The following is a 19929-nucleotide window of genomic DNA, read 5'->3' as shown; positions in this document are numbered from 1 at the left end:
ATTATCTCGGTCCCATAAATCGGTCTCCGTTAAAATGTATCATATGGTCAGGTACTTCCATTAGCCAAACCTCTGTTTCCCAAGCAATGTTGTTTGAGTGTTTTTTGAACTCTGTCATATCAGGGAATGCCGTTACGTAAACTTTTCCGACTTTACAGTTTTTCAAAAAATCTTCGAGTTCCAAAAGTCGTTTCGGAGAAACAGGGCCGTGGGATGTAACAGCTTCAATTAGAAACAACCACTTTCTTTTGTTGTCATAGATTACAACATCTGGCAATTTGCTATGTTGGTCAATCGGAATGCCTAAATCTTTTAAACCTTTCTCGTCAACAAACAAGTCTTTCTTGGCTGTGTCACCTAAGTATAAAAGCGTTCCGCCATTTGCAAAGCGTGGGGCAAATTGTTCCACTATTGCTGCTTGAACTTCATTGTGTTTCCCAGCGGATAGTTTTATTGTTTTACCGTTTTGAAGGGTGACGGGAATTTGATTTAGTTCTCTTTCTTTCAAATAGACCTCCGAAAGTTTACCAACTGTGTCAATGAAGTTTTTCAAGGCATTTTTCCAATTTCGTGTTTTGTATGTTTTTACGACTTCCAAAACTTCGGAAGTCAAAGCATAATGTGCTTTAGGGCTATTAACAGGCAGTGTTGGGTCGTCTGGATTGTAATCAACTACTCTTGCCTGTACAAATTGGTGAAGCACTTGCCTTCTAAATGTTTCTCGTGTATTTGGGGCGTATGATTTACCGTAATTTTCATTCACGAAAGTCATAATGCCTTTTGTAACTCCTAAACTTTGACGTGTTGCTTTAGCCCATTTGTCATTTTCTTTGATGTTGCAAATCGCTAAAAATGTCAAAGCCGCCATTTCGTTGTATTGTGCTGGCGGCAGTCCTAACGCTTTTAATATCTCTTGTGCTTCTTCTATTTTACTCATATCAGTTCATTATTACTTCCAATTCAAAAATCTCGTTGACAATACTGTTTACATTATTCATTGAGTAGTCATTGGAAAGTATGATTTTATTGCCTATTTCTTTGATGTTATTTAATGGTGGAAATCTCATTTCTCTTAATTCTGTTGCACTCACATTTACGTTACCATTGAAAATTTGAAAGTAAGTGTCAAACAATTCGCTGTTAAGCAAAGCACAAAGCCCAACTACTTCGTCTCTGTCTAAATGCCCATCTTTTCTGTATATGTAGTTTACTTTGTTTTCAACTCCGATATAATCCGATTTAGTATAGTTGCAGAAATAAGGTGCTGCGATTAATCTGCTCTTGTCGTCTTTAGTGCTAAATCGCCTTAAAAGAATATAGTTCTTGTTGGGTAACAACAAAGATTTTGAACTGTTTTCTATTCTTATGAATTGTCCTTTTTCCTTAAGTTGTTTTGGCCATTCCAAAATCATTTTGTTCACGTTGTGAAGCCAAAACAATGGGGCTAAAAATACAGTCCCGTTTTCGTACTTGTTTTGAATAAAATTTAACGCACGGAACGAAACAACAGGACCCGTTGAAATTTTTATATTGAAATCAGTCAAAACATTTTCCCAAGAAGAAACTAAACTCAAAATGCTTTCTTCTTTGTCGCTTGTAGGCAAATGCAAAATTTTCTCCTTTGAGTTAAGGTCAATGAGTTCCGAAGAATTGAAATATTTTATTGATGGCTCAAAAATGTCTTTAATTCCAGCACTTGAAGAAACAAGCACTTTCTTTTTTGAGTCTATTTCTTCTCTGATTGCTTTAATTACAACCGTTTCTTGTAAAACGCTATCACGATTGAAAGTGTCTTTTCGAGAATTGAATAAGTGTATCTTTTCAATCTGAACTGTATTGAAAAACAACTCTCTAAACGCTTTGAAATAGTTACCAGAAGCAAAACTTCTCGGTGTGATAAAAACTAGTTCGCCATTTTTAGAAAGTAGTTTAGAGGCAATTCCCATAAAAAATGAATAGATATTGGGTTGTCCGCTAACTAATTCTTGCGAAGCAATTACCCTTTTATCATCTTTAGAAAGCTTAAAATAGGGTGGGTTCGAAATGATGATGTCGAAATTTTTATCTACGCTCTTTGTTTCTTCAAACAAACTTGGAAGTCTATTTTCTTTAAGAACAGTTGCATTTTCTAAAACAAAATCAGTTGAATGAAGTATGAAGTTAAATTGTATTCCTTTATTTAAAAGCCACTCTTTTAGGTAATCAAGTGCTTTTTGTGAATATGGAATTAATTCAAGGTCGGTTTCATAAGCCACTAAGTCAATTTTCTTAATTCCGTTTTGTGATTCTATTAAATGCTCAACCAAAGCACAAGACAAAATTGCTGTTCCACAACCAGGGTCTAAAATTTTGATTCTTGTTTTTGAAAAGTCACAAAAGGATGCTAGAAGTCGAGCGATTGGAGTAGGAGTAAAAAATTGTCCGTTGACTTTCTTGTGCGTTGTTGTTACTTGTTGAGTGTAATAAATACCTAACCTGTCTGCAAAGTCACTAGGCAGTTCTTGTTTGAATGGTTCGATATTTATTGTTTTACTCATTTCGCAATGTTTTGATGTATGCTACTTTTTCTTCTGCTACTTTCAGAATATTCAAGTTTGCTTCTTCGTCTAAAATTTTGTAAGCAATCTGGTCACTTAAAAATTCTTCGAGCAATTCCTTCTCGTTAACTTCAAAAAAGTCAGCGATATTTTTGATTAAATGTTTTGTCGGCTGTCTTTGGTTACGCTCAATTTTAGCAAGTAGAGAAGGGTCAATTTCAATATTTGCAGCAACTTCTCTCAAAGTCATACCTGCAGTTTCTCTCAGTTGTCTGAGTTGCTCTCCAAATGTTGTATGTTTTTTCACGGTTGCCATTCAGGACAAATTTTGTCCAAAGATAAGAACTCTTTTTAAATGGACATAAAAAGTCCACAAAAAGTTTTACACATCTTTAGTCGAGCGTTGGAAAATTTTAGCTCTTTTGGTTTTGTGAAGGGTGGGCTTGTGTGTCGGGCAAAACCAAATGTGCTAAAATGTGCGGCTGGCAAGAAAAAATTATAAAATGCGGGGCGGCAAAATTTTAAAAACACTTGGGTCGGTTTGAGTGTCGGCTCGTTGATAACTGTCAGTTTGTTAAAGAACGCTTTTAAGTCTGTCCGCTTAAATTGTCAGCTTGCAAAATCTCCGTTTTTCAGTCGTCACTTTCAGGGTTGCACTGTCTTTTTACGCTTGGGCATAACGTCAGACTGTGAAAAAACTTCACCGTCTATAAAAACAAATATAGTAAAAAGCTTGCAAGTAAAATACTTTATTGTCCAAATAAATGGCAAGTATATATACAATTTTAAAAACAAACCTCGTTTAAATGTACTTAAACGAGGTTGTAATTTTATGTTTTTTGTCCCGATGCTTCGGGATATTTTAAAAAATGGTTGTGGTGCAACAGTTACTGCTGTTATGGGTAGCTCTTTTAAAAGAAAAATATTTTGATTACTGCACCAATTCCCAGAATAATTGGAAATATAACATCTAAGAAAAGTACACTTTTTTCAATTATTCTGACTTTTGTATAATTTAGTTTAAGTTTTTGAGGAACATACTCGTCATTTCGTTTTATCCTGATATCTGATATATTATGTTCTTCAATGAACTTCAAGTACTTTTTGTATTTTTCTCTCGTTCGTTCGTCACTATAACGTACTAATAAAGCAAAAATTTCAAAAATAATTACGTATCCGACCAAATGGGGAATAACATGAGCATCATTGATTGGAATTTTGAAGCCAATGAATTCAATATTTCCAGTTGAATTTTTTACTAATATTTTGAAACATATACCAGCGAAAGCTGTTATTAATATTGTTTTTCTTATTTGTTTTGTATCGCTAAATTCGAAATTGTCAATCATTGGTTAAACGTTTTGTTATTTTAGAATTACCCATAACGTCAGACTGTGAAAAAACTTCACCATCTTCCAAACAAATTTAGTAAAAAGCTTGCAAGTAAAATACTTTATTGTCCAAATAACTAGCAAGTTTATCTACAACTTTAAAAACAAGCCTCGTTTAAAAGCGCTTAAACGAGGTCTGAATTTTATGTTTTTGAAATTTTATTTTAAAAATGGTAGTTGTGCAATAGTTACCCATGTTAGTGGCTGCCCTTCCTTTTGTCATTGTTAGCCTTAAAGTATTTGTCGTTGGTTATTTATTAAATTGTTGTCTGCTGTAGTTTCTATAAAATGTATCAAGAACTTATTTATTTCTTTGAATGGCTGTTCATAGATATTTAGTGTTTCTGGATTTTTCCGTCCGTGGAATAAATTGTTTCTGAATCTGTGCACAATTAAAAAAACGGTCTTTGTCTTATCACATTTTGTCGGGTTGTTTGCAGTAAATGTCGTTTGGCAAAATGTATAATTACTTGGCTGTCCGTTTCGTTCAACTGTGTCAAGTCTTACGGTTGTGAAACGATTGTCCAACTGATTGTTCGGAAAATAACGCTCTTTAAAAAAGTTGAAAATTGTATTTAAACAATCGTCAGACAAGTTATTGTTTGAAATGTCAGAAAGGTCAAGTAGTCGCTTAGGGCTTAAATGTCTGTCGTCAGTAAAATAAGTGTGTTCAAATAAATTCCAAAGAAGTGAGAAATGAAGGACTGGTTTCAAGGCTTGCTCGTCCAATTGTGGTTTGGCAAAATAATTTTTGAGCCATTCAATTACAAAATTTTCATTCATATGTCTTGTCGTTTTAGGGTTGCCACTAACTAGTTTATACCCGAAACTTTCAAACTACTTTTATGCCCTATTGGCAAAATAGTAGAAAGTTTATAATTTAATTAATTTTTTATTCTTGAAGCTAATTTAATACATTTTTTCATATATCCTTACTTTTTGTAGAAAAATTTGTGCGTATTTTCTCTTTTAACACTAAAATCATTTTTTAATCCAAAACAAAAAATCTGAAATCCAAAAGTAAGGGGAATTTTGAGGGGCTTTTTTAGGGGTTTTGTTCGAGTTTTGTTCGTACTTTGTTGCTAAGTGGTTCGTAAAAAGGGTTGTTTTTAGCAAGGTGATAGCAACGAGACTCGAACGAGACTCGAACAAAACCTATCTTTTTTCCCTCCTATTCGCATTTAGCACTCAGGTACAAAAATACGGGTGAAGTGAGTAACTTCACACGTGTGTGTATGCATAAGTAAAATTGCAAAAAAATTAATAATACAAGCGGAAGCCCATGCTTTTGGCGAGGTTGTATTGTTTTTCAAATAATTCTTCTACCACATCTACTACGTCGTCGTATTCCTGACAAAGGGAGAAAAATAAATTATCTAAGACCGTACTTAAAATAGGCACTGGATTCACATACCCCGACAGGGCTTTGGCACCAGTAACGTCTAAGAAATATTGGAAGGTTTCTTCTTCTAAATCGAGCAACATCGTATTGGCAAAATGGATGATTTTACCTTTTAATTTTCCTTCAAAAAACTCGGCTATTTCTTCTAGCGAGTAGTAAAAATTATCGAGAACGATTTGGTTGTTTTTGCCTTCAAACACAAAGTACAACAATTGGTAATCTTTAAAATTGCGGTCTTCGTACAATAAATTTCCCAGTCGCTCTTCTAAGGACTCTAAATCGTCGCACACTTGATACACGTTGGTAATACCATAGCGCATGGTTAAATTTTCAAGCGCAGGCAAAATGAGACTTCTGCTCGGTACCTGAAGCTCTTTGACGTATTCTAAACAAAATAAATTGGATGCCATTTACAGTTCTTCTTCCAATAAATTAGTATCGTCTAACTCTAAGGCACGAACGGCTTGCACGGCATTTCCGGCAATACCGCGAATGTTGCCATACATGTTGGTGGTGTTTAGAATCACTTTTTCGATTTGTTTTTCGCGTTGCGACCAAATGCGTTGCATGGCACGTTTTTCACTCAGTAAGTCGGACTGCATTTGGCTGAATCCTTCTACAATTCCTTCAATTTGTAGGCGGAATTCGTTGCTGGTTAGGAAATCATACAACATCCCCATTTTGTCGCCTTTATTCTCTTGCGATTGCACTGCTTGACTGATTTGTATTAACGACTGACGCAATACGGCGCTGAGTCCTTTAAATTCTTCAAACGTACAAATCCAAATGCCGTCTTTCATGCCCATACGTTCCATATCGGACGGCATGACTTCGGTTACCAATACCCCAATATTGGCTTTTTTACTGCGGATATCGTTTTTAAACTTCTCAATCCAAGCCGGTTGAAAAGCCTTGGTTCGTTTACTTTCGTAATAGATAGAACCACAATTTTGTACTTCTCTGGTATTTACGATTTGCAAACAATCGGCACCCGTCGCCCCTTTTTTAATTTCCTCCAAAGTATCGAGTGGAAAGTTTTGCATGATGAATTCCTCAATGGCCAACTCCTGTACCTCCCCTTGCATTTGCATAGAGCCTTGCTCCTGCTTGCGTTTCATTTCTTCGGTCAGCTTTTTTTGGTCTTCTAATTGCTTGAGGAGTTCTTTAACTTTTAATTCGTTTTTTTCTTCTTCGAGCTTGCGTATTTTTTCCTTTTCCTGCACCAATTGATCGTTTAATTGTTTTTGTAATTGGGCTTCAATGGCTTCTTTCATTTCCAATTTTTCGCGGTTCAATTTGGCAATTTCCGCTTCCATTTTATTCAATTCCCGAAGTTTCTCCGATTTTTCGGTTAACTCCTTGTTCATTAAGGCAATACGCTCTTTATTTTCCTCTTCTAACTTAGCCTTTAATTTTTCGGCGATGTCTTTTTCGGCTTGCTTTTTTTCACGTTCTAGGCGTTCGGCAAACAATTCGTTTTCCTGACGTTTTTTCGCTTCAAATTCGGCTTTTGCTTTTTCAAGCGACTCGTTTTTAAGCGCTAATTCCTTTTCGTGAAGTGCTGCTTTGGATTGAAATTCTTTGCGTAAAGCATCTTCAATTTGGTGCTTTAAAATATCATTCACATCGATGGCGGTGCCGCAATTAGGACATTGTATTGTAGAAGAATTTGTGCTCATAGGAATTATAAAATCTAAAAAATCAAAAGTAAAAAATCTAGGTCAAAAAATAACGGCTTGTTCCAATTAATTCCATTTTTGATTTCGAATTCATAAATTAAAATTTCACAATTCCTACCCAATATGTTAAATATTTATTCAAATGATTAAATTTCAAAGAATTATAGTTGTTGTTAAATGTTTTTTCTTACTTTTATAACATCAAAACTATAACTATGAAAAAAATTACTTTATCTATTTTATCCACCTTATGCTTTGTGGTGACGTTGTGGTCGCAATGTACACCACCAACCAATTTGAGTGTTTCGAATGTTACAGGAACTACTGCAGTTGTGAGTTGGATGGATGCTAACAATGCCTTGAGTTTCAATATTCAAATAGCGGCTAATGGTACAACTATTGGCACTTCTATTATTGCCAGTTCAAGCCCATTTGTATTTACAGGATTAAATTGTGATACGACTTACACCGTTCAAGTTTCAACGAATTGTGACAATGCCGGTAACGTAAGTCCGTTTAGCTCTCCTATCACATTTACTACCTTACCTTGTACTACTACATTTGGTCAACCACAAGCCATGTCGAATTGCGTAACTAACAATGGAGTAGCTTGTTTTGATTTAAATTACAATACGCCTTATGTTTTAGGCAATGCCGATTCCTCTCAATATACAGTGAGCTATCATGCCACTCAAGCAGATGCAGTTGCCAATACCAATCCATTACCAAGTCCGTATTGTGTTGCACTAGGTAGCTATACTATTTTTGTTCGTATCACGAATAACTCAACAGGAGCTGCTGAACAAATCAGTGCTTTTACTATTCAAGCTACCAATTATGAAGTATTAGGGGAATTGCCACACATGACGCAATGTGACGATAACAATGACGGTCAAATTAGTTTTGATTTAACCACTACCCAAGCGTTATTAAGCACCACCAATACACTTTCGTATCATGGAAGCTTATCCGATGCTACTTACAATATCAATCCGATTGCTTTTCCTAACAATTTTATAGTATTTACTTCTTCAAGTTCGTCAACAGTATTCATTAGAGAACATTCTGGAACTGGTTGTGATCCTATTTACAGTAGAATACTTTTCACACAAGCAAATTGTAATTTAGCAACCAGTTGTATAAATGCTAATTCATTATGTAACTCAATAGGTGTACCGTTTGTAAATACCATAAATTTACCAACATCAGGTTCTGCAGGCTGTTTAGGATCTACACCTAATGCTACTTGGTTTTACTTACCTATCAGCCAATCTGGAAACATCAATTTACAAGTTTCACAAGGAAATAATGCACCAACATATAATAATTTAGATGTAGATTACATCATTTATGGTCCCTTTACCAGTCCAACAACAGGTTGTGCTTCGTATGGTCCTGCTAACATCGTGAGTTGTAGTTATTCGGCGGCTCCAGTGGAATATCCTACCATTACCAATGCACAAGTTGGACAGTATTATTTAATGATGGTTACTAATTTTTCGAACCAAGCCGGTTTTATTACCATCAATAGTTTACCCACTTCTACTGGGGTGATCAATTGTACTGGATTTACTTTTAATGCCTTTTTAGACGGTAATAATAATGGAATTAAAGACAGTGGAGAGCTTAATTTCCCATTAGGTGATTTCCATTATGAAAAAAATAATGATGGCGTTATTCATAATATTACTTCTCCAACTGGGACTACTTATGTATATGACAATGTTGCTACAAACTTGTACAATGTTAACTTTACCGTAAATCCTGTTTATGCAACTAATTACAATGTAAATCCGGCTTCCTATACAGGCATCAACCCTGGTGCTAGTATGGTTACCTATTATTTCCCAGTTACGGCTACATCAACGTATAATGATTTAGCTGTTACGGTTGTTCCCATGAATTTACCAAGACCCGGTTTTAATTATTTCAACAAAGTTGTGTATACTAATTTAAGTACGCAAACTGTGACGAATGGAACAGTTACGTTTACTAAACCGGGAGCGGTGAGTGTTACTGCTACTACACCTGCAACCACTGCTAATGCCACTGGATTTACCTATAACTTTACGAATTTAGCGCCGTTTGAAGTGCGTACTATCGATGTTACGATGTCGGTTCCTCCTATTCCTACAGTGAATGCCAATGATTATTTGGTGAGTAGTGCCTCTATTGAACCTTTAGCGGGAGATTTAGTGCCATCGAACAACACCAGTACGGTTAATCAAATTGTGGTGAATGCGTACGACCCGAACGACAAAATGGAATCGCACGGTCCGCAAATTGTTCATTCGACTTTTACATCAAACGATTACTTGTATTACACCATTCGTTTTGAAAATACAGGAAATGCATCTGCCATTAATATTCGTGTGAATGATGTATTGAACAGTCAATTGGACGAAACCACGTTACAAATGATTAGCTCAAGCCATCCTTATGTATTAGACCGTATTAGTACTAATTTAACTTGGAATTTCAACAATATTCAATTACCCGTTTCTGTTGCCAACACGATGATTGGAAAAGGCTATATCACTTTTAAAATTAAGCCTAAAGCGGGATATGCTGTTGGAGATATTATTCCGAATGCGGCTTCGATTTATTTTGATTATAATCCGGCGATTGTAACCAATACGTTTACGACTGAATTTGTTGCGTTTTTGGCTTCGCCAGCATTTGATACGGATTCCATTCGAATATATCCTAACCCAACTTCCGATATTTTAAATATAGAATTACTTAACAATCAAACAATACAATCATTGGTAATTTATGATCTTTTAGGTAATAAAATAGTAGCTAAAAACTATTTACAATCTCCATCTCAAATTAATATCAGTAATTTAGCCTCTGGAATTTTCCTTTTAGAGTTGACTGATACTAATAATCAAAAATTGATTCACAAAATTGTGAAGAAGTAAATGAAAAGCCCTTTAATTAGGGCTTTTTATATTTTAATTCAGTAATAATAAAATAAGTTGCTGATAGTTTTTAGAAACAAGTCAAGTAATCGTTACAGTAAACCATTGGGTTACTGGTGCTTCTGTTCCTCTTCTTTATATAGAAAATTGTCTGTTATACATTTTTTTGACTTTTAACGCGGTTTTCATCCCTGGCAACCTCACTTAACTTTACCTCACTAGCCATTGTTTTCTGTCTACCTACTTTCTTAGGTGCAATACTAAAAGAAAGATACGAGTAAGCAAGAAATTCAGTTTCAATGAGTACTTTAAGAAATCGTTGTGCGTTCCTTTCATTTATTTTATCAAAAATTGTACTCACGCGAAATACAAAATAAAAGAAAAACATCCATCCTAATAAACACTTGCAGACCAACCATTAACTCTTCATGACAATTATCATTTTTTATGTAGTCCTTCCCTTTTAATTTTGTTCAAATTTTAGGTATGAAAACGTCGTTAATTCAAAAATATAATGTTCCTGGGCCTCGCTATACGAGTTATCCAACCGTTCCTTATTGGGAAGAATCAAATTTTTCTGAAGCGCAATGGAAACGAGAGGTGCAACAAACCTTTTTTGCAACCAATAAAACTGAAGGAATAAGTTTGTATTTGCACTTGCCTTTTTGTGAAAGTTTGTGTACTTTTTGTGGATGCAACAAAAGAATTACTAAACGTCATGAAGTAGAAGAACCTTATATTATAGCTTTACTTAAAGAATGGAAAATGTACTGCGATGTATTTACAGAACGTCCGGTTATTAAAGAAATTCATTTAGGTGGTGGTACGCCTACCTTTTTTTCGACTAAAAATTTAAGCACGTTACTGAATGGTTTATTTGAATTAGCCGATGTAGCAGACGACTATGAATTTAGTTTTGAAGGACACCCTAACAATACCACTAAAGAACATTTACAAACGCTGTATGATTTAGGGTTTAGACGCGTATCGTTTGGGGTACAAGATTATAGTGCAACGGTTCAAGCGGCCATTCATCGCGTACAACCTTTTCATAATGTAGCTAAAGTAACGTTTTGGGCCAAAGAAATTGGCTATACTTCAGTGGGGCATGATTTAATTTTTGGATTGCCTTTTCAAACCTTAAACGATGTTAAAGACACCATATTAAAAACCAAATCCTTATTACCCGATCGCATTTCATTTTACAGTTATGCCCATGTGCCTTGGATTAAAGGCAACGGACAGCGAGGATTTAATGATGAAGACTTACCTCAAGACGACGAAAAAAGAGCATTGTATGAAGAGGGTAAAAAATTACTGATTGAAAATGGCTACCATGAAATTGGTATGGATCATTTTGCCTTAGTAAGCGATTCGATGTATACTTCATTTAAAAACAAAACCTTGCATCGAAATTTTATGGGATATACAGCTTCTAAAACCGATTTAATGATTGGGTTAGGCGTATCATCCATTAGCGATAGTTGGACCAGTTTTGCTCAAAATGTCAAAACATTAGAAGAATATTACACGCTAATTGAAGCCAATAAACTACCCGTATTTAGAGGCCATCATTTAACCAAAGAAGATTTAATCATTAGAAAACACATTTTAAATTTAATGTGTCATTTTGAAACTTCTTGGGACACTCCTGAACTTCAGTTTCCTGAAATAGACGAAGTTTTAGAAAGTTTACAAGAAATGAGAGAAGACGGTTTGTTAGAGTTAAACAATAAAACCTTATATGTAACAGAAAAAGGAAAAGCATTTGTTCGCAATTGTTGTATGGCTTTTGATTTACGTTTGCTTCGCAATAAACCCGAAACCGAATTGTTCTCTATGACGATTTAGGGGTAATTGATAATTGATAATTGATAATTGATAATTGATAATTGATAATTGATAATTGATAATTGATAATTGATAATTGATAATTGATAATTGATAATTGATAATTGATAATTGATAATTGATAATTGATAATTGATAATTGATAATTGATAATTGATAATTGATAATTGATAATTGATAATTGATATTTGATATTTGATAATTGATAATTGATATTTGATAATTGATATTTGATAATTGATATTTGATAATTGATAATTGATAATTGATAATTGATAATTGATAATTGATAATTGATAATTGATAATTGATAATTGATAATTGATAATTGATAATTGATAATTGATAATTGATAATTGATAATTGATAATTGATAATTGATAATTGATAATTGATAATTGATAATTGATATTTGATATTTGATATTTGATATTTGATAATTGATAATTGATAATAGATATTTGATATTTGATAATTGATAATTGATATTTGATATTTGATAATTGATAATTGATATTTGATAATTGATATTTGATATTTGATAATTGATATTTGATATTTGATAAAATTAAACCACCAACCAACAACCACCAACCAACAACCATCAACCACCAACCATCAACCATCAACCACCAACCATCAACCATCAACCACCAACCAACAACCATCAACCACCAACCACCAACCATCAACCACCAACCATCAACCACCAACCATCAACCCACAACCACCAACCAACAACCACCAACCAACAACCATCAACCACCAACCAACAACCACCAACCACCAACCATCAACCACCAACCACCAACCACCAACCAACAACCAACAACCAAAAACTACAAGCACATCAAAACAGAAAATCAAATCAGTAACCGCAATAAAGCTTCTTTTTCATTGAGGTATTGGTAGGCGAATCCCAATTGATTCATGTTGTGCATTAAAGGTTCTAAATCGCTTGGTTTCTTCATTTCAAGACCCACTACGACAGGACCAATTTCTCTATTATTTTTCTTAATGAATTGGAAATACGAAATATCATCTTCTTCACCTAACACCTGATTTACAAACGCTTTCAAGGCACCTGGTCGTTGAGGAAATTGAATAATAAAATAGTGTTTTAAGCCCTCATACAATAAAGAACGTTCTTTGATTTCCTCAGTACGTTCGATGTCGTTATTGCTACCACTAACCACACAAACGATGGTTTTCCCTTGAATTTCCTCTTGGTAAAAATCCAATGCGGCAATGGAAAGAGCTCCCGCTGGTTCTACTACTAAAGCTTCTTCATTATATAATTTTAAAATGGTAGAACACACTTTGCCTTCCGGTACCAATACCACATCCGATAATTTATCTTGGCAAATCTCATAATTGAGTCGCCCTACTTGTTGAACCGCCGCACCATCCACAAATTTATCAATCTGAGCAACACGCACAGGGCCTTTGGCTTGCAAAGCTTGCGTCATGGAGGGAGCCCCTTGAGGCTCTACTCCTATCAATTTCGTTTTGGGACTCAGCACTTGAAATACCGAGGCAATACCAGCTGCTAATCCGCCGCCGCCGATAGGTAAAAACACATAATCAATAGGTACAACAGACTGACTCAGAATTTCTAAGGCCGTTGTCCCTTGCCCTTCTATTACCTTAGGATCGTCAAACGGATGCACAAAAACCAACTGTTGCTCTTTTTGTATGCGTTGCGCTTCCTGAAATGCATCGTCAAAGGTATCCCCAGCCAAGATAATGTCTATCCATTCCTTTCCAAAAAGCTGCACCTGTTTTATCTTTTGCTTGGGTGTGGTTTTGGGCATCACAATTTTACCTACTATCCCTAACAAATGACAGGAATAAGCGACCCCTTGTGCATGATTTCCGGCACTGGCACATACAATGCCACGTTGACATTCCTCCGTAGATAAAGTAGCCATCTTGTTGTAAGCACCCCTAATTTTATAGGAGCGGACCAACTGCAAATCCTCTCTTTTTAAATATACCGAAGCCTTATAGTGTGCTGATAAATTCAAATTCAATTGCAAAGGGGTGGGTTGCAACACCGCAGCGAGGCGGTGTTGGGCTTCCTTAAAACCTTCGAGAGCAACTACAGTCGGGGACGTAGGGTGCGTACGGCTGCTCCAGCTTTCCATAATTCAGATTCACGTATTTCTGTTAATTCCATTTCTAATTTTTCTCGGTAGTCTTTTCTACTGCCTTCTTGTATTACACGAGCAGCTTCTCTTCCTGAAGCCACTTCTTCATATAATTCTTCAAAAACTGGCAATGAGGCGACTTTAAATTTGTTTTTCCAATCCAATGCTCCGCGTTGAGCAGTTACTGAAGTATTGGCAAACATCCAGTCCATCCCTTTTTCTGCTACCAACGGCATTAAACTTTGTGTCAATTCTTCCACCGTTTCATTAAACGCTTCCGAAGGAGAATGTCCGTTTTTACGCAGTACTTCATATTGTGCTTCAAACAATCCGGCTAAGGCCCCCATTAAGATTCCACGTTCCCCTGTTAAATCAGAGAAAACTTCTTTTTTGAAATCCGTCTCAAATAAATAACCCGAACCCACACCAATTCCAAGAGCAATGGCTTTTTCTAAAGCCCTACCCGTAGCATCTTGATACACCGCAATACTTGAATTGATGCCTTCTCCTTTCAAAAACAAACGACGTAATGATGTCCCCGATCCTTTAGGTGCTACTAAAATAACATCAATATCTTCTGGTGGAACTATACCCGTTTGCTCGTTAAATGTAATGCCGAAACCGTGAGAAAAATAAAGTGTTTTACCTGCCGTTAGGTATTTTTTCACTTTATTCCAAGCCTCAATTTGTCCAGCATCCGACAATAAATATTGAATAATTGTTGCATTATCACACGCCTCTTCGATATCAAATAAATTTTCATTTTCTACCCAACCGTCTTGTAGTGCTTTTTTCCAACTGGCACTTCCTTTACGTTGTCCTACAATCACATTGAACCCATTATCTCTTAGGTTTAATGATTGTCCAGGACCTTGCACACCATAACCAATAACGGCAATGGTTTCGTACTTTAGCGCATCTAGTGCTTTTTCTAATGGGAACTCCTCTCTTGTGATAACTTGTTCTTCTATACCTCCAAAATTAATTTTTGCCATAACGTGTAATTTTTACATTTGAAATATTGCTTCTTTTTGATTTAAATACTTATTACTTACTTGAGGAGGCGCTGGATGTTGCGCTTCCATTTCCTTTATTAAATTATGTATTCCCTTAGCCTCTTTTATAATGGCTACTCTAGAACTTTGTACAAATTCGATGAGTCCGTAAGGCTCCAATTCAATTAAAAAATTTTGAATTTCCTCGGCTTGACCCGTTACTTCGAAAATGGTATAATCCTGACGAATAACGATCGCTTTAGCACCAAAAGCACTTACTAATCGTTCTACTTTAACTTCTTTCATGACCACTTCGGTAGGCACTTTGAATAAGGCCAATTGTTGCCAAACGATTTCGTCATTTGTGTTACAAAAAACTTGAAAAACATCGACTATTTTTTGTAATTGCTTGACCAAATTTTTTACCACGGCTTCCGTTTCTTTCACCACAATCGTAAAACAATAAATGTGTTCCACTTCACTGGGCGAAGAATTTAAACTCTCAAGACTAATTTTTCTCCTAGAGAACAAGATGGCAATTTTATTAATCAGTCCGATGTGGTTTTCCGTATAAATGGTTAATGTATATTCTTTTTTCATATAAATTCTTTTAAGTTGGTTGGTCCATACAAGACCTATTTATGAAACTAGGTTGGCTCATTTTAGGATTCTATTTCTTCTTTGGTGAGTACAATTTCAGAAACCCCTTTTCCTTGAGGAACCATTGGAAACACATTGTCTTCATGCACTACGCCAATTTCTAATAAAAAAGATTCCGGATAAGCCAAAAGCTCTTGAATACTTTTACGTAATTCTTTCCTGTCTTGAATGCTCTTTCCAGCTATACCATACCCTTTTGCCACTTGAACAAAATCGGGGCTTTTTATATCGGTAAAAGAATAGCGTTTTTCATGAAACAATTCTTGCCATTGTCGGACCATACCTAAGAATTGATTGTTTAAAATGATTATTTTCACTTTAGATTTGAATTGCATAATCGTTCCTAACTCTTGTATATTCATTTGCGCTCCACCATCGCCCATGATTGCAATTACCGTTCGTTCGGGCGCACCATAACTCGCACCAATAGCAGCAGGTAAAGCAAAACCCATAGTTCCTAAACCACCACTGGTAATATTACTCCTCGTTTGCGTATAGTGCGCATAGCGACAAGTGACCATTTGGTGTTGGCCTACATCTGTTACCAAAACCGCCTCGCCTTTGGTCAGTTCATTCAAAAGTTGAATCACTTCCCCCATCGTGATTCCTCCTTCTGTCGGAAACAATTCTTTATGAATGAGGGTGTCGTATTCTTGCGCTTTTTTAGCTTCAAATTCTTCCAACCAAGCACCAAAACTACGTGCCTCAATAGCTTCAGTGAGTAACGGTAAGGTCGCTTTACAATCGCCCCAAACGGCAACTGTTGTGGCTACATTTTTATCAATTTCTGCCGGATCAATATCCAAATGAATAATTTTAGCTTGTTTGGCATATTTATCCAATCGCCCTGTTACTCGGTCGTCAAACCGCATCCCAACGGCAATGAGTACATCGCACGAATTGGTTAAATAATTGGGGGCCACATTGCCGTGCATACCGAGCATACCTACCGCTAACTCGTGCTGCGTAGGTATACCGCCCATTCCCATAATGGTCCAAGCGACAGGAGCACCCAATTTTTCAATGAAAGTTCGAAATTCAGTTTCCGCTTTACCAAGCAACACCCCTTGTCCAAAAATAACTAAGGGTTTTTGAGCTTGATTGATGAGTTGGGCTGCTTGTTCGATAGCTTCAAGTCGAATTGTAGGTTCTGGTTTATAACTTCGGATGTACGAACATGGTTGATAGCCTTTATATTCAAAAGATTGTAATTGAGCATTTTTTGTAATATCGATTAAAACGGGACCGGGACGACCACTTTTAGCTATATAAAAAGCTTTAGCTAAAACCGATGGAATTTCAGTAGCATCTGTGACTTGGTAGTTCCATTTGGTGATGGGTGTAGTAATGTTAACAATATCAGTTTCTTGAAAAGCATCGGTTCCTAATAAATGGGCAAATACCTGTCCGGTTATACATACTAACGGAGTAGAATCGATCATTGCATCCGCTAAGCCCGTTACAAGATTAGTAGCCCCTGGTCCACTCGTTGCAAATACCACACCCGTTTTACCACTTACCCGAGCCAATCCTTGAGCGGCATGTATGGCCCCTTGTTCGTGACGAACTAAGACATGTTCTACTTCCGATTTACAGTCGTACAACGCATCATATATTGGCATAATTGCGCCACCTGGATAACCAAAAATAGTAGCAACGCCCTCCTGAAGTAGTGCATCCATTACCGCTTGACTGCCTGAAAGCGTTCGAACCGTTGTTTTATTCTCTTCTATTGTTTGTACTTGTGTATTCATAGGTTTAAAGTAAATCGGTTATACATCCTTTTGACGCATCACTTACACATAATGCATATTTATATAGAACCCCTTGTTTTACTTTACAAGCAGGGGCAATAAATTGTTCTCTTCTCTTTTCGATTACCGCGGCATCAACCTTTAAATCGATGGTATTTGCAACGGCATCAATGGCAATGATATCGTCGTCTTCTACCAAAGCGATGAGTCCCCCGTCAAAGGCTTCTGGAGAGATATGTCCCACCACAAACCCGTGTGTACCTCCACTGAATCGACCATCAGTAATTAAAGCAACACTTTTACCTAATCCTGCGCCCATTAATGCGGAAGTCGGCTTTAACATTTCGGGCATCCCTGGTCCCCCTTTAGGACCTACATAACGAATGACGACTACATCTCCGGGTTTAATTTTTTTCTCTTCAATCCCTTTAATTAATTCGTTTTCCCCATCAAAAACCCGAGCAGGTCCGGTAAAATGTTCTCCTTCTTTACCCGTTATTTTAGCCACAGAACCCTTTTGGGCTAAATTGCCATATAAAATTTGTATGTGTCCATTCTTTTTTAGAGGTTGATGCAAAGGATAAATGATTTTTTGAGTAGTAAAATCCAAAGAAGGAAGAGATTGAACGTTCTCTGCTAGTGTTTTACCGGTCACTGTTAAACATTCCCCGTGCAAGCGTCCCTCTTCTAACAAATATTTCAACACCAACGGCACCCCACCCATTTCATGAAGATTTTGCATCAGGTAATGTCCGCCCGGTTTAAAATCGGCAATCAAAGGCGTTTGTGCGCTGATGCGCTGAAAATCATCAGGCGTGATTTTAACCCCCACACTATGCGCCATGGCAATAATATGCAGGACTGCATTCGTACTTCCCCCCAAAGCTATTAAAACCGTAATGGCATTTTCAAAAGCATTAAATGTCATAATATCACTAGGTTTAATGTTCTGTTCCAACAAGAGTTTCATGTAATGCGCCACCGATTGACATTCCTTGATTTTAGCTTCACTTACCGCAGGATTAGAACTGGAAAATGGCAAACTCATTCCCAATGCTTCCACGGCTATTGCCATAGTATTAGCGGTATACATTCCACCACATGCCCCTGCTCCAGGACAAGCATTTTTGATGATTCCTTTATAATCGTTATCAGAAATAGTACCTGCAATTTTTTCTCCTAGGGCTTCAAAAGCAGACACAATATTTAATTCTTGGTCTTTATATTTACCTGGTGCAATGGTTCCCCCATATACCATTATGGCTGGTCTATTGAGGCGCCCCATAGCAATAATAGATCCGGGCATATTTTTATCGCATCCGGGAAGCGCTACAATTCCGTCATAATAATGACCCGCCACGACACTTTCAATACTATCTGCAATGATTTCACGACTTACCAATGAATAACGCATACCGGCTGTTCCGTTGGTTATCCCGTCGCTTATACCAATGGTGTTGAATTGAAGTCCGACCATATTTTGCGCCATGAGTTCTTTCTTTACAATATGCGCCAAATGGTTCAGATGCATATTACACGTATTGCCGTCATAGCCCATAGAAGCCACCCCGACAAAAGGTTGGTTCAATTGTTCCTCTGTAAGTCCAATGCCATACAACATGGCTTGAGCCGCTGGTTGGGTTGGATCTTGCGTGATGATTTTACTGTAATGATTCATTATATATATACATTTTGGTATTCATTATGGGCCACTCTTCTTTTGTATTTCTTTTGAATTACTGCTCCTATGCTATCCTCCCATTCCATTGGAAAAACAAAGTCGTCCAATTGAGCTATACCGATAACTTCAGCTGCCGTACCACAGAAAAAAGCACTATCGGCTTGTTTTACTTCTTCTATTGTAAACAAACGTTCTAGTACTTGATAATCTAATTCTTTGGCAAGCTCTAAAACGGTTGCTCTAGTAATTCCTGCTAAAATATTACCTAGAGGAGCGGTGTATAACACTCCGTCTTTTTCCATAAAAAAGTTCGCTCCTGGGCCTTCAGCAACAAATCCGGCTGCATCGGTAAGTAACGCTTCGTCAAAACCATTATTTTTAGCTTCTGTGGTTGCAAGAATACTATTCGTATAATGTCCGACTACTTTTGCTTCCACAAAACAAGATTTGGGATTGGGACGTTGAAATGAAGACGTTCTAACTTTTAATAATTTATCTCCTAAATAATTCCCCCATTCCCAAGCCATAATAACCACATGTACTTGTGCCGTTGGAGTTAATGACATGTTATCCCCAAGATAGACTAAGGGTCTGATGTAGGCATCTTTTAAGCCATTTAATTCCAATACTTTATACGTAATCAACTCCAATTCTTTAGCCGTATAAGGCAAATCAATATGCATGACTTGAGCCGAATACTGCAATCTTTCATAATGTTCTTTAGCTTTAAAAATGCGCACTCCATCTGGCGTATCATAAGCTCTAATCCCTTCAAAAACGCCATTACCATAATGCATGGTTTGATTATACAAACTTGCTGTTGCCTGTTGGGCAGGTACATAAGCCCCATCTAAAAAAATAATTGTGTTTTCGTTGTAATACATGGTATGTGTATGTTTACTAGT

General features: G+C 36.5%; 17 protein-coding genes. 2 read left to right on the top strand and 15 right to left on the bottom strand.

Annotation, left to right across the window (positions count from 1 at the left end; all coding sequences use genetic code 11):
• Position 1 precedes the first annotated feature (1 nt).
• The 7 genes from KQS_RS05865 to KQS_RS05830 all read right to left on the bottom strand — a co-directional run bounded on the left by KQS_RS05865 (position 2) and on the right by KQS_RS05830 (position 7009).
• The gene (locus KQS_RS05865; RefSeq protein ID WP_014388273.1) at positions 2 to 937 is read right to left on the bottom strand and encodes a BsuBI/PstI family type II restriction endonuclease; all 936 of its coding nucleotides are present in this window, start codon (positions 935 to 937) and stop codon (positions 2 to 4) included.
• Between the two features lies 1 nt (position 938).
• Positions 939 to 2537 (bottom strand): Eco57I restriction-modification methylase domain-containing protein, encoded by a 1599-nt coding sequence (locus KQS_RS05860; RefSeq protein ID WP_014388272.1) that lies wholly within the window; start codon positions 2535 to 2537, stop codon positions 939 to 941.
• The gene (locus KQS_RS05855; protein ID WP_014388271.1) at positions 2530 to 2853 is read right to left on the bottom strand and encodes a helix-turn-helix domain-containing protein; all 324 of its coding nucleotides are present in this window, start codon (positions 2851 to 2853) and stop codon (positions 2530 to 2532) included. The genes KQS_RS05860 and KQS_RS05855 overlap by 8 nt, the downstream gene beginning before the upstream one ends.
• Before the next feature lie 595 nt (positions 2854 to 3448).
• Complete coding sequence (locus KQS_RS05845) at positions 3449 to 3886, bottom strand: hypothetical protein (protein ID WP_014388269.1); 438 nt, start codon at positions 3884 to 3886, stop codon at positions 3449 to 3451.
• 273 nt (positions 3887 to 4159) lie between these two features.
• The gene (locus KQS_RS05840) at positions 4160 to 4711 is read right to left on the bottom strand and encodes a hypothetical protein (RefSeq protein WP_014388268.1); all 552 of its coding nucleotides are present in this window, start codon (positions 4709 to 4711) and stop codon (positions 4160 to 4162) included.
• A gap of 477 nt (positions 4712 to 5188) precedes the next feature.
• Positions 5189 to 5740 (bottom strand): DUF6642 family protein, encoded by a 552-nt coding sequence (locus KQS_RS05835; RefSeq protein WP_014388267.1) that lies wholly within the window; start codon positions 5738 to 5740, stop codon positions 5189 to 5191.
• Complete coding sequence (locus KQS_RS05830; RefSeq protein WP_014388266.1) at positions 5741 to 7009, bottom strand: DUF2130 domain-containing protein; 1269 nt, start codon at positions 7007 to 7009, stop codon at positions 5741 to 5743.
• 215 nt (positions 7010 to 7224) lie between these two features.
• Between KQS_RS05830 and KQS_RS05825 the strand changes: the two genes are divergently transcribed.
• Positions 7225 to 9933 carry a DUF7619 domain-containing protein gene (locus KQS_RS05825; RefSeq protein WP_014388265.1) on the top strand — a complete coding sequence of 903 codons (2709 nt, stop codon included), beginning with the start codon at positions 7225 to 7227 and terminating at the stop codon, positions 9931 to 9933.
• Between the two features lie 486 nt (positions 9934 to 10419).
• Complete coding sequence (gene hemN, locus KQS_RS05815; protein ID WP_014388263.1) at positions 10420 to 11784, top strand: oxygen-independent coproporphyrinogen III oxidase; 1365 nt, start codon at positions 10420 to 10422, stop codon at positions 11782 to 11784.
• On the opposite strand, the gene KQS_RS14525 is transcribed toward hemN, so the two are convergent.
• The 8 genes from KQS_RS14525 to KQS_RS05765 all read right to left on the bottom strand — a co-directional run bounded on the left by KQS_RS14525 (position 11781) and on the right by KQS_RS05765 (position 19908).
• Positions 11781 to 12497: a hypothetical protein gene (locus tag KQS_RS14525; RefSeq protein ID WP_193790210.1), complete on the bottom strand. Its 717-nt coding sequence runs from the start codon at positions 12495 to 12497 to the stop codon at positions 11781 to 11783. The genes hemN and KQS_RS14525 overlap by 4 nt on opposite strands.
• On the bottom strand, positions 12487 to 12633 hold the full coding sequence (locus KQS_RS14365; RefSeq protein ID WP_157868396.1) for a hypothetical protein: 147 nt from the start codon (positions 12631 to 12633) through the stop codon (positions 12487 to 12489). The genes KQS_RS14525 and KQS_RS14365 overlap by 11 nt, the downstream gene beginning before the upstream one ends.
• A gap of 14 nt (positions 12634 to 12647) precedes the next feature.
• Positions 12648 to 13931 carry a threonine ammonia-lyase IlvA gene (gene ilvA / locus KQS_RS05790; protein ID WP_084642283.1) on the bottom strand — a complete coding sequence of 428 codons (1284 nt, stop codon included), beginning with the start codon at positions 13929 to 13931 and terminating at the stop codon, positions 12648 to 12650.
• Positions 13886 to 14929, bottom strand: a complete 1044-nt coding sequence (gene ilvC / locus KQS_RS05785; RefSeq protein WP_014388259.1) for a ketol-acid reductoisomerase — start codon at positions 14927 to 14929, stop codon at positions 13886 to 13888. Before ilvC ends, ilvA begins: the two co-directional genes overlap by 46 nt.
• Positions 14930 to 14941: 12 nt before the next feature.
• Positions 14942 to 15529, bottom strand: coding sequence for an acetolactate synthase small subunit (gene ilvN / locus KQS_RS05780; RefSeq protein ID WP_014388258.1), 588 nt, complete (start codon positions 15527 to 15529; stop codon positions 14942 to 14944).
• A 62-nt stretch (positions 15530 to 15591) separates the two neighbouring features.
• On the bottom strand, positions 15592 to 17343 hold the full coding sequence (gene ilvB / locus KQS_RS05775; RefSeq protein WP_014388257.1) for a biosynthetic-type acetolactate synthase large subunit: 1752 nt from the start codon (positions 17341 to 17343) through the stop codon (positions 15592 to 15594).
• 4 nt (positions 17344 to 17347) lie between these two features.
• On the bottom strand, positions 17348 to 19021 hold the full coding sequence (gene ilvD / locus KQS_RS05770; protein ID WP_014388256.1) for a dihydroxy-acid dehydratase: 1674 nt from the start codon (positions 19019 to 19021) through the stop codon (positions 17348 to 17350).
• Entirely contained in the window at positions 19021 to 19908 is an 888-nt protein-coding gene (locus KQS_RS05765) for a branched-chain amino acid transaminase (RefSeq protein WP_014388255.1), read from the bottom strand. The genes ilvD and KQS_RS05765 overlap by 1 nt, the downstream gene beginning before the upstream one ends.
• Positions 19909 to 19929: the final 21 nt, after the last annotated feature.

The sequence above is a fragment of the Flavobacterium indicum GPTSA100-9 = DSM 17447 genome, from assembly GCF_000455605.1.
In the GTDB taxonomy this organism is placed as follows: Bacteria; Bacteroidota; Bacteroidia; order Flavobacteriales; family Flavobacteriaceae; genus Flavobacterium; species Flavobacterium indicum.
This window is presented reverse-complemented; position numbering and strand designations above follow the sequence as displayed.

What these genes read in the sequence shown, in the direction of transcription:
- KQS_RS05860 (WP_014388272.1), bottom strand. Translation starts at nt 2,537, where the DNA reads ATGAGTAAAACAATAAATATCGAACCATTCAAACAAGAACTGCCTAGT.
- KQS_RS05845 (WP_014388269.1), bottom strand. Translation starts at nt 3,886, where the DNA reads ATGATTGACAATTTCGAATTTAGCGATACAAAACAAATAAGAAAAACA.
- ilvD (WP_014388256.1), bottom strand. Translation starts at nt 19,021, where the DNA reads ATGAATCATTACAGTAAAATCATCACGCAAGATCCAACCCAACCAGCG.
- KQS_RS05830 (WP_014388266.1), bottom strand. Translation starts at nt 7,009, where the DNA reads ATGAGCACAAATTCTTCTACAATACAATGTCCTAATTGCGGCACCGCC.
- KQS_RS05855 (WP_014388271.1), bottom strand. Translation starts at nt 2,853, where the DNA reads ATGGCAACCGTGAAAAAACATACAACATTTGGAGAGCAACTCAGACAA.
- KQS_RS05835 (WP_014388267.1), bottom strand. Translation starts at nt 5,740, where the DNA reads ATGGCATCCAATTTATTTTGTTTAGAATACGTCAAAGAGCTTCAGGTA.
- ilvA (WP_084642283.1), bottom strand. Translation starts at nt 13,931, where the DNA reads ATGGAAAGCTGGAGCAGCCGTACGCACCCTACGTCCCCGACTGTAGTT.
- hemN (WP_014388263.1), top strand. Translation starts at nt 10,420, where the DNA reads ATGAAAACGTCGTTAATTCAAAAATATAATGTTCCTGGGCCTCGCTAT.
- KQS_RS05765 (WP_014388255.1), bottom strand. Translation starts at nt 19,908, where the DNA reads ATGTATTACAACGAAAACACAATTATTTTTTTAGATGGGGCTTATGTA.
- KQS_RS05825 (WP_014388265.1), top strand. Translation starts at nt 7,225, where the DNA reads ATGAAAAAAATTACTTTATCTATTTTATCCACCTTATGCTTTGTGGTG.
- KQS_RS05840 (WP_014388268.1), bottom strand. Translation starts at nt 4,711, where the DNA reads ATGAATGAAAATTTTGTAATTGAATGGCTCAAAAATTATTTTGCCAAA.
- ilvC (WP_014388259.1), bottom strand. Translation starts at nt 14,929, where the DNA reads ATGGCAAAAATTAATTTTGGAGGTATAGAAGAACAAGTTATCACAAGA.
- ilvN (WP_014388258.1), bottom strand. Translation starts at nt 15,529, where the DNA reads ATGAAAAAAGAATATACATTAACCATTTATACGGAAAACCACATCGGA.
- ilvB (WP_014388257.1), bottom strand. Translation starts at nt 17,343, where the DNA reads ATGAATACACAAGTACAAACAATAGAAGAGAATAAAACAACGGTTCGA.
- KQS_RS05865 (WP_014388273.1), bottom strand. Translation starts at nt 937, where the DNA reads ATGAGTAAAATAGAAGAAGCACAAGAGATATTAAAAGCGTTAGGACTG.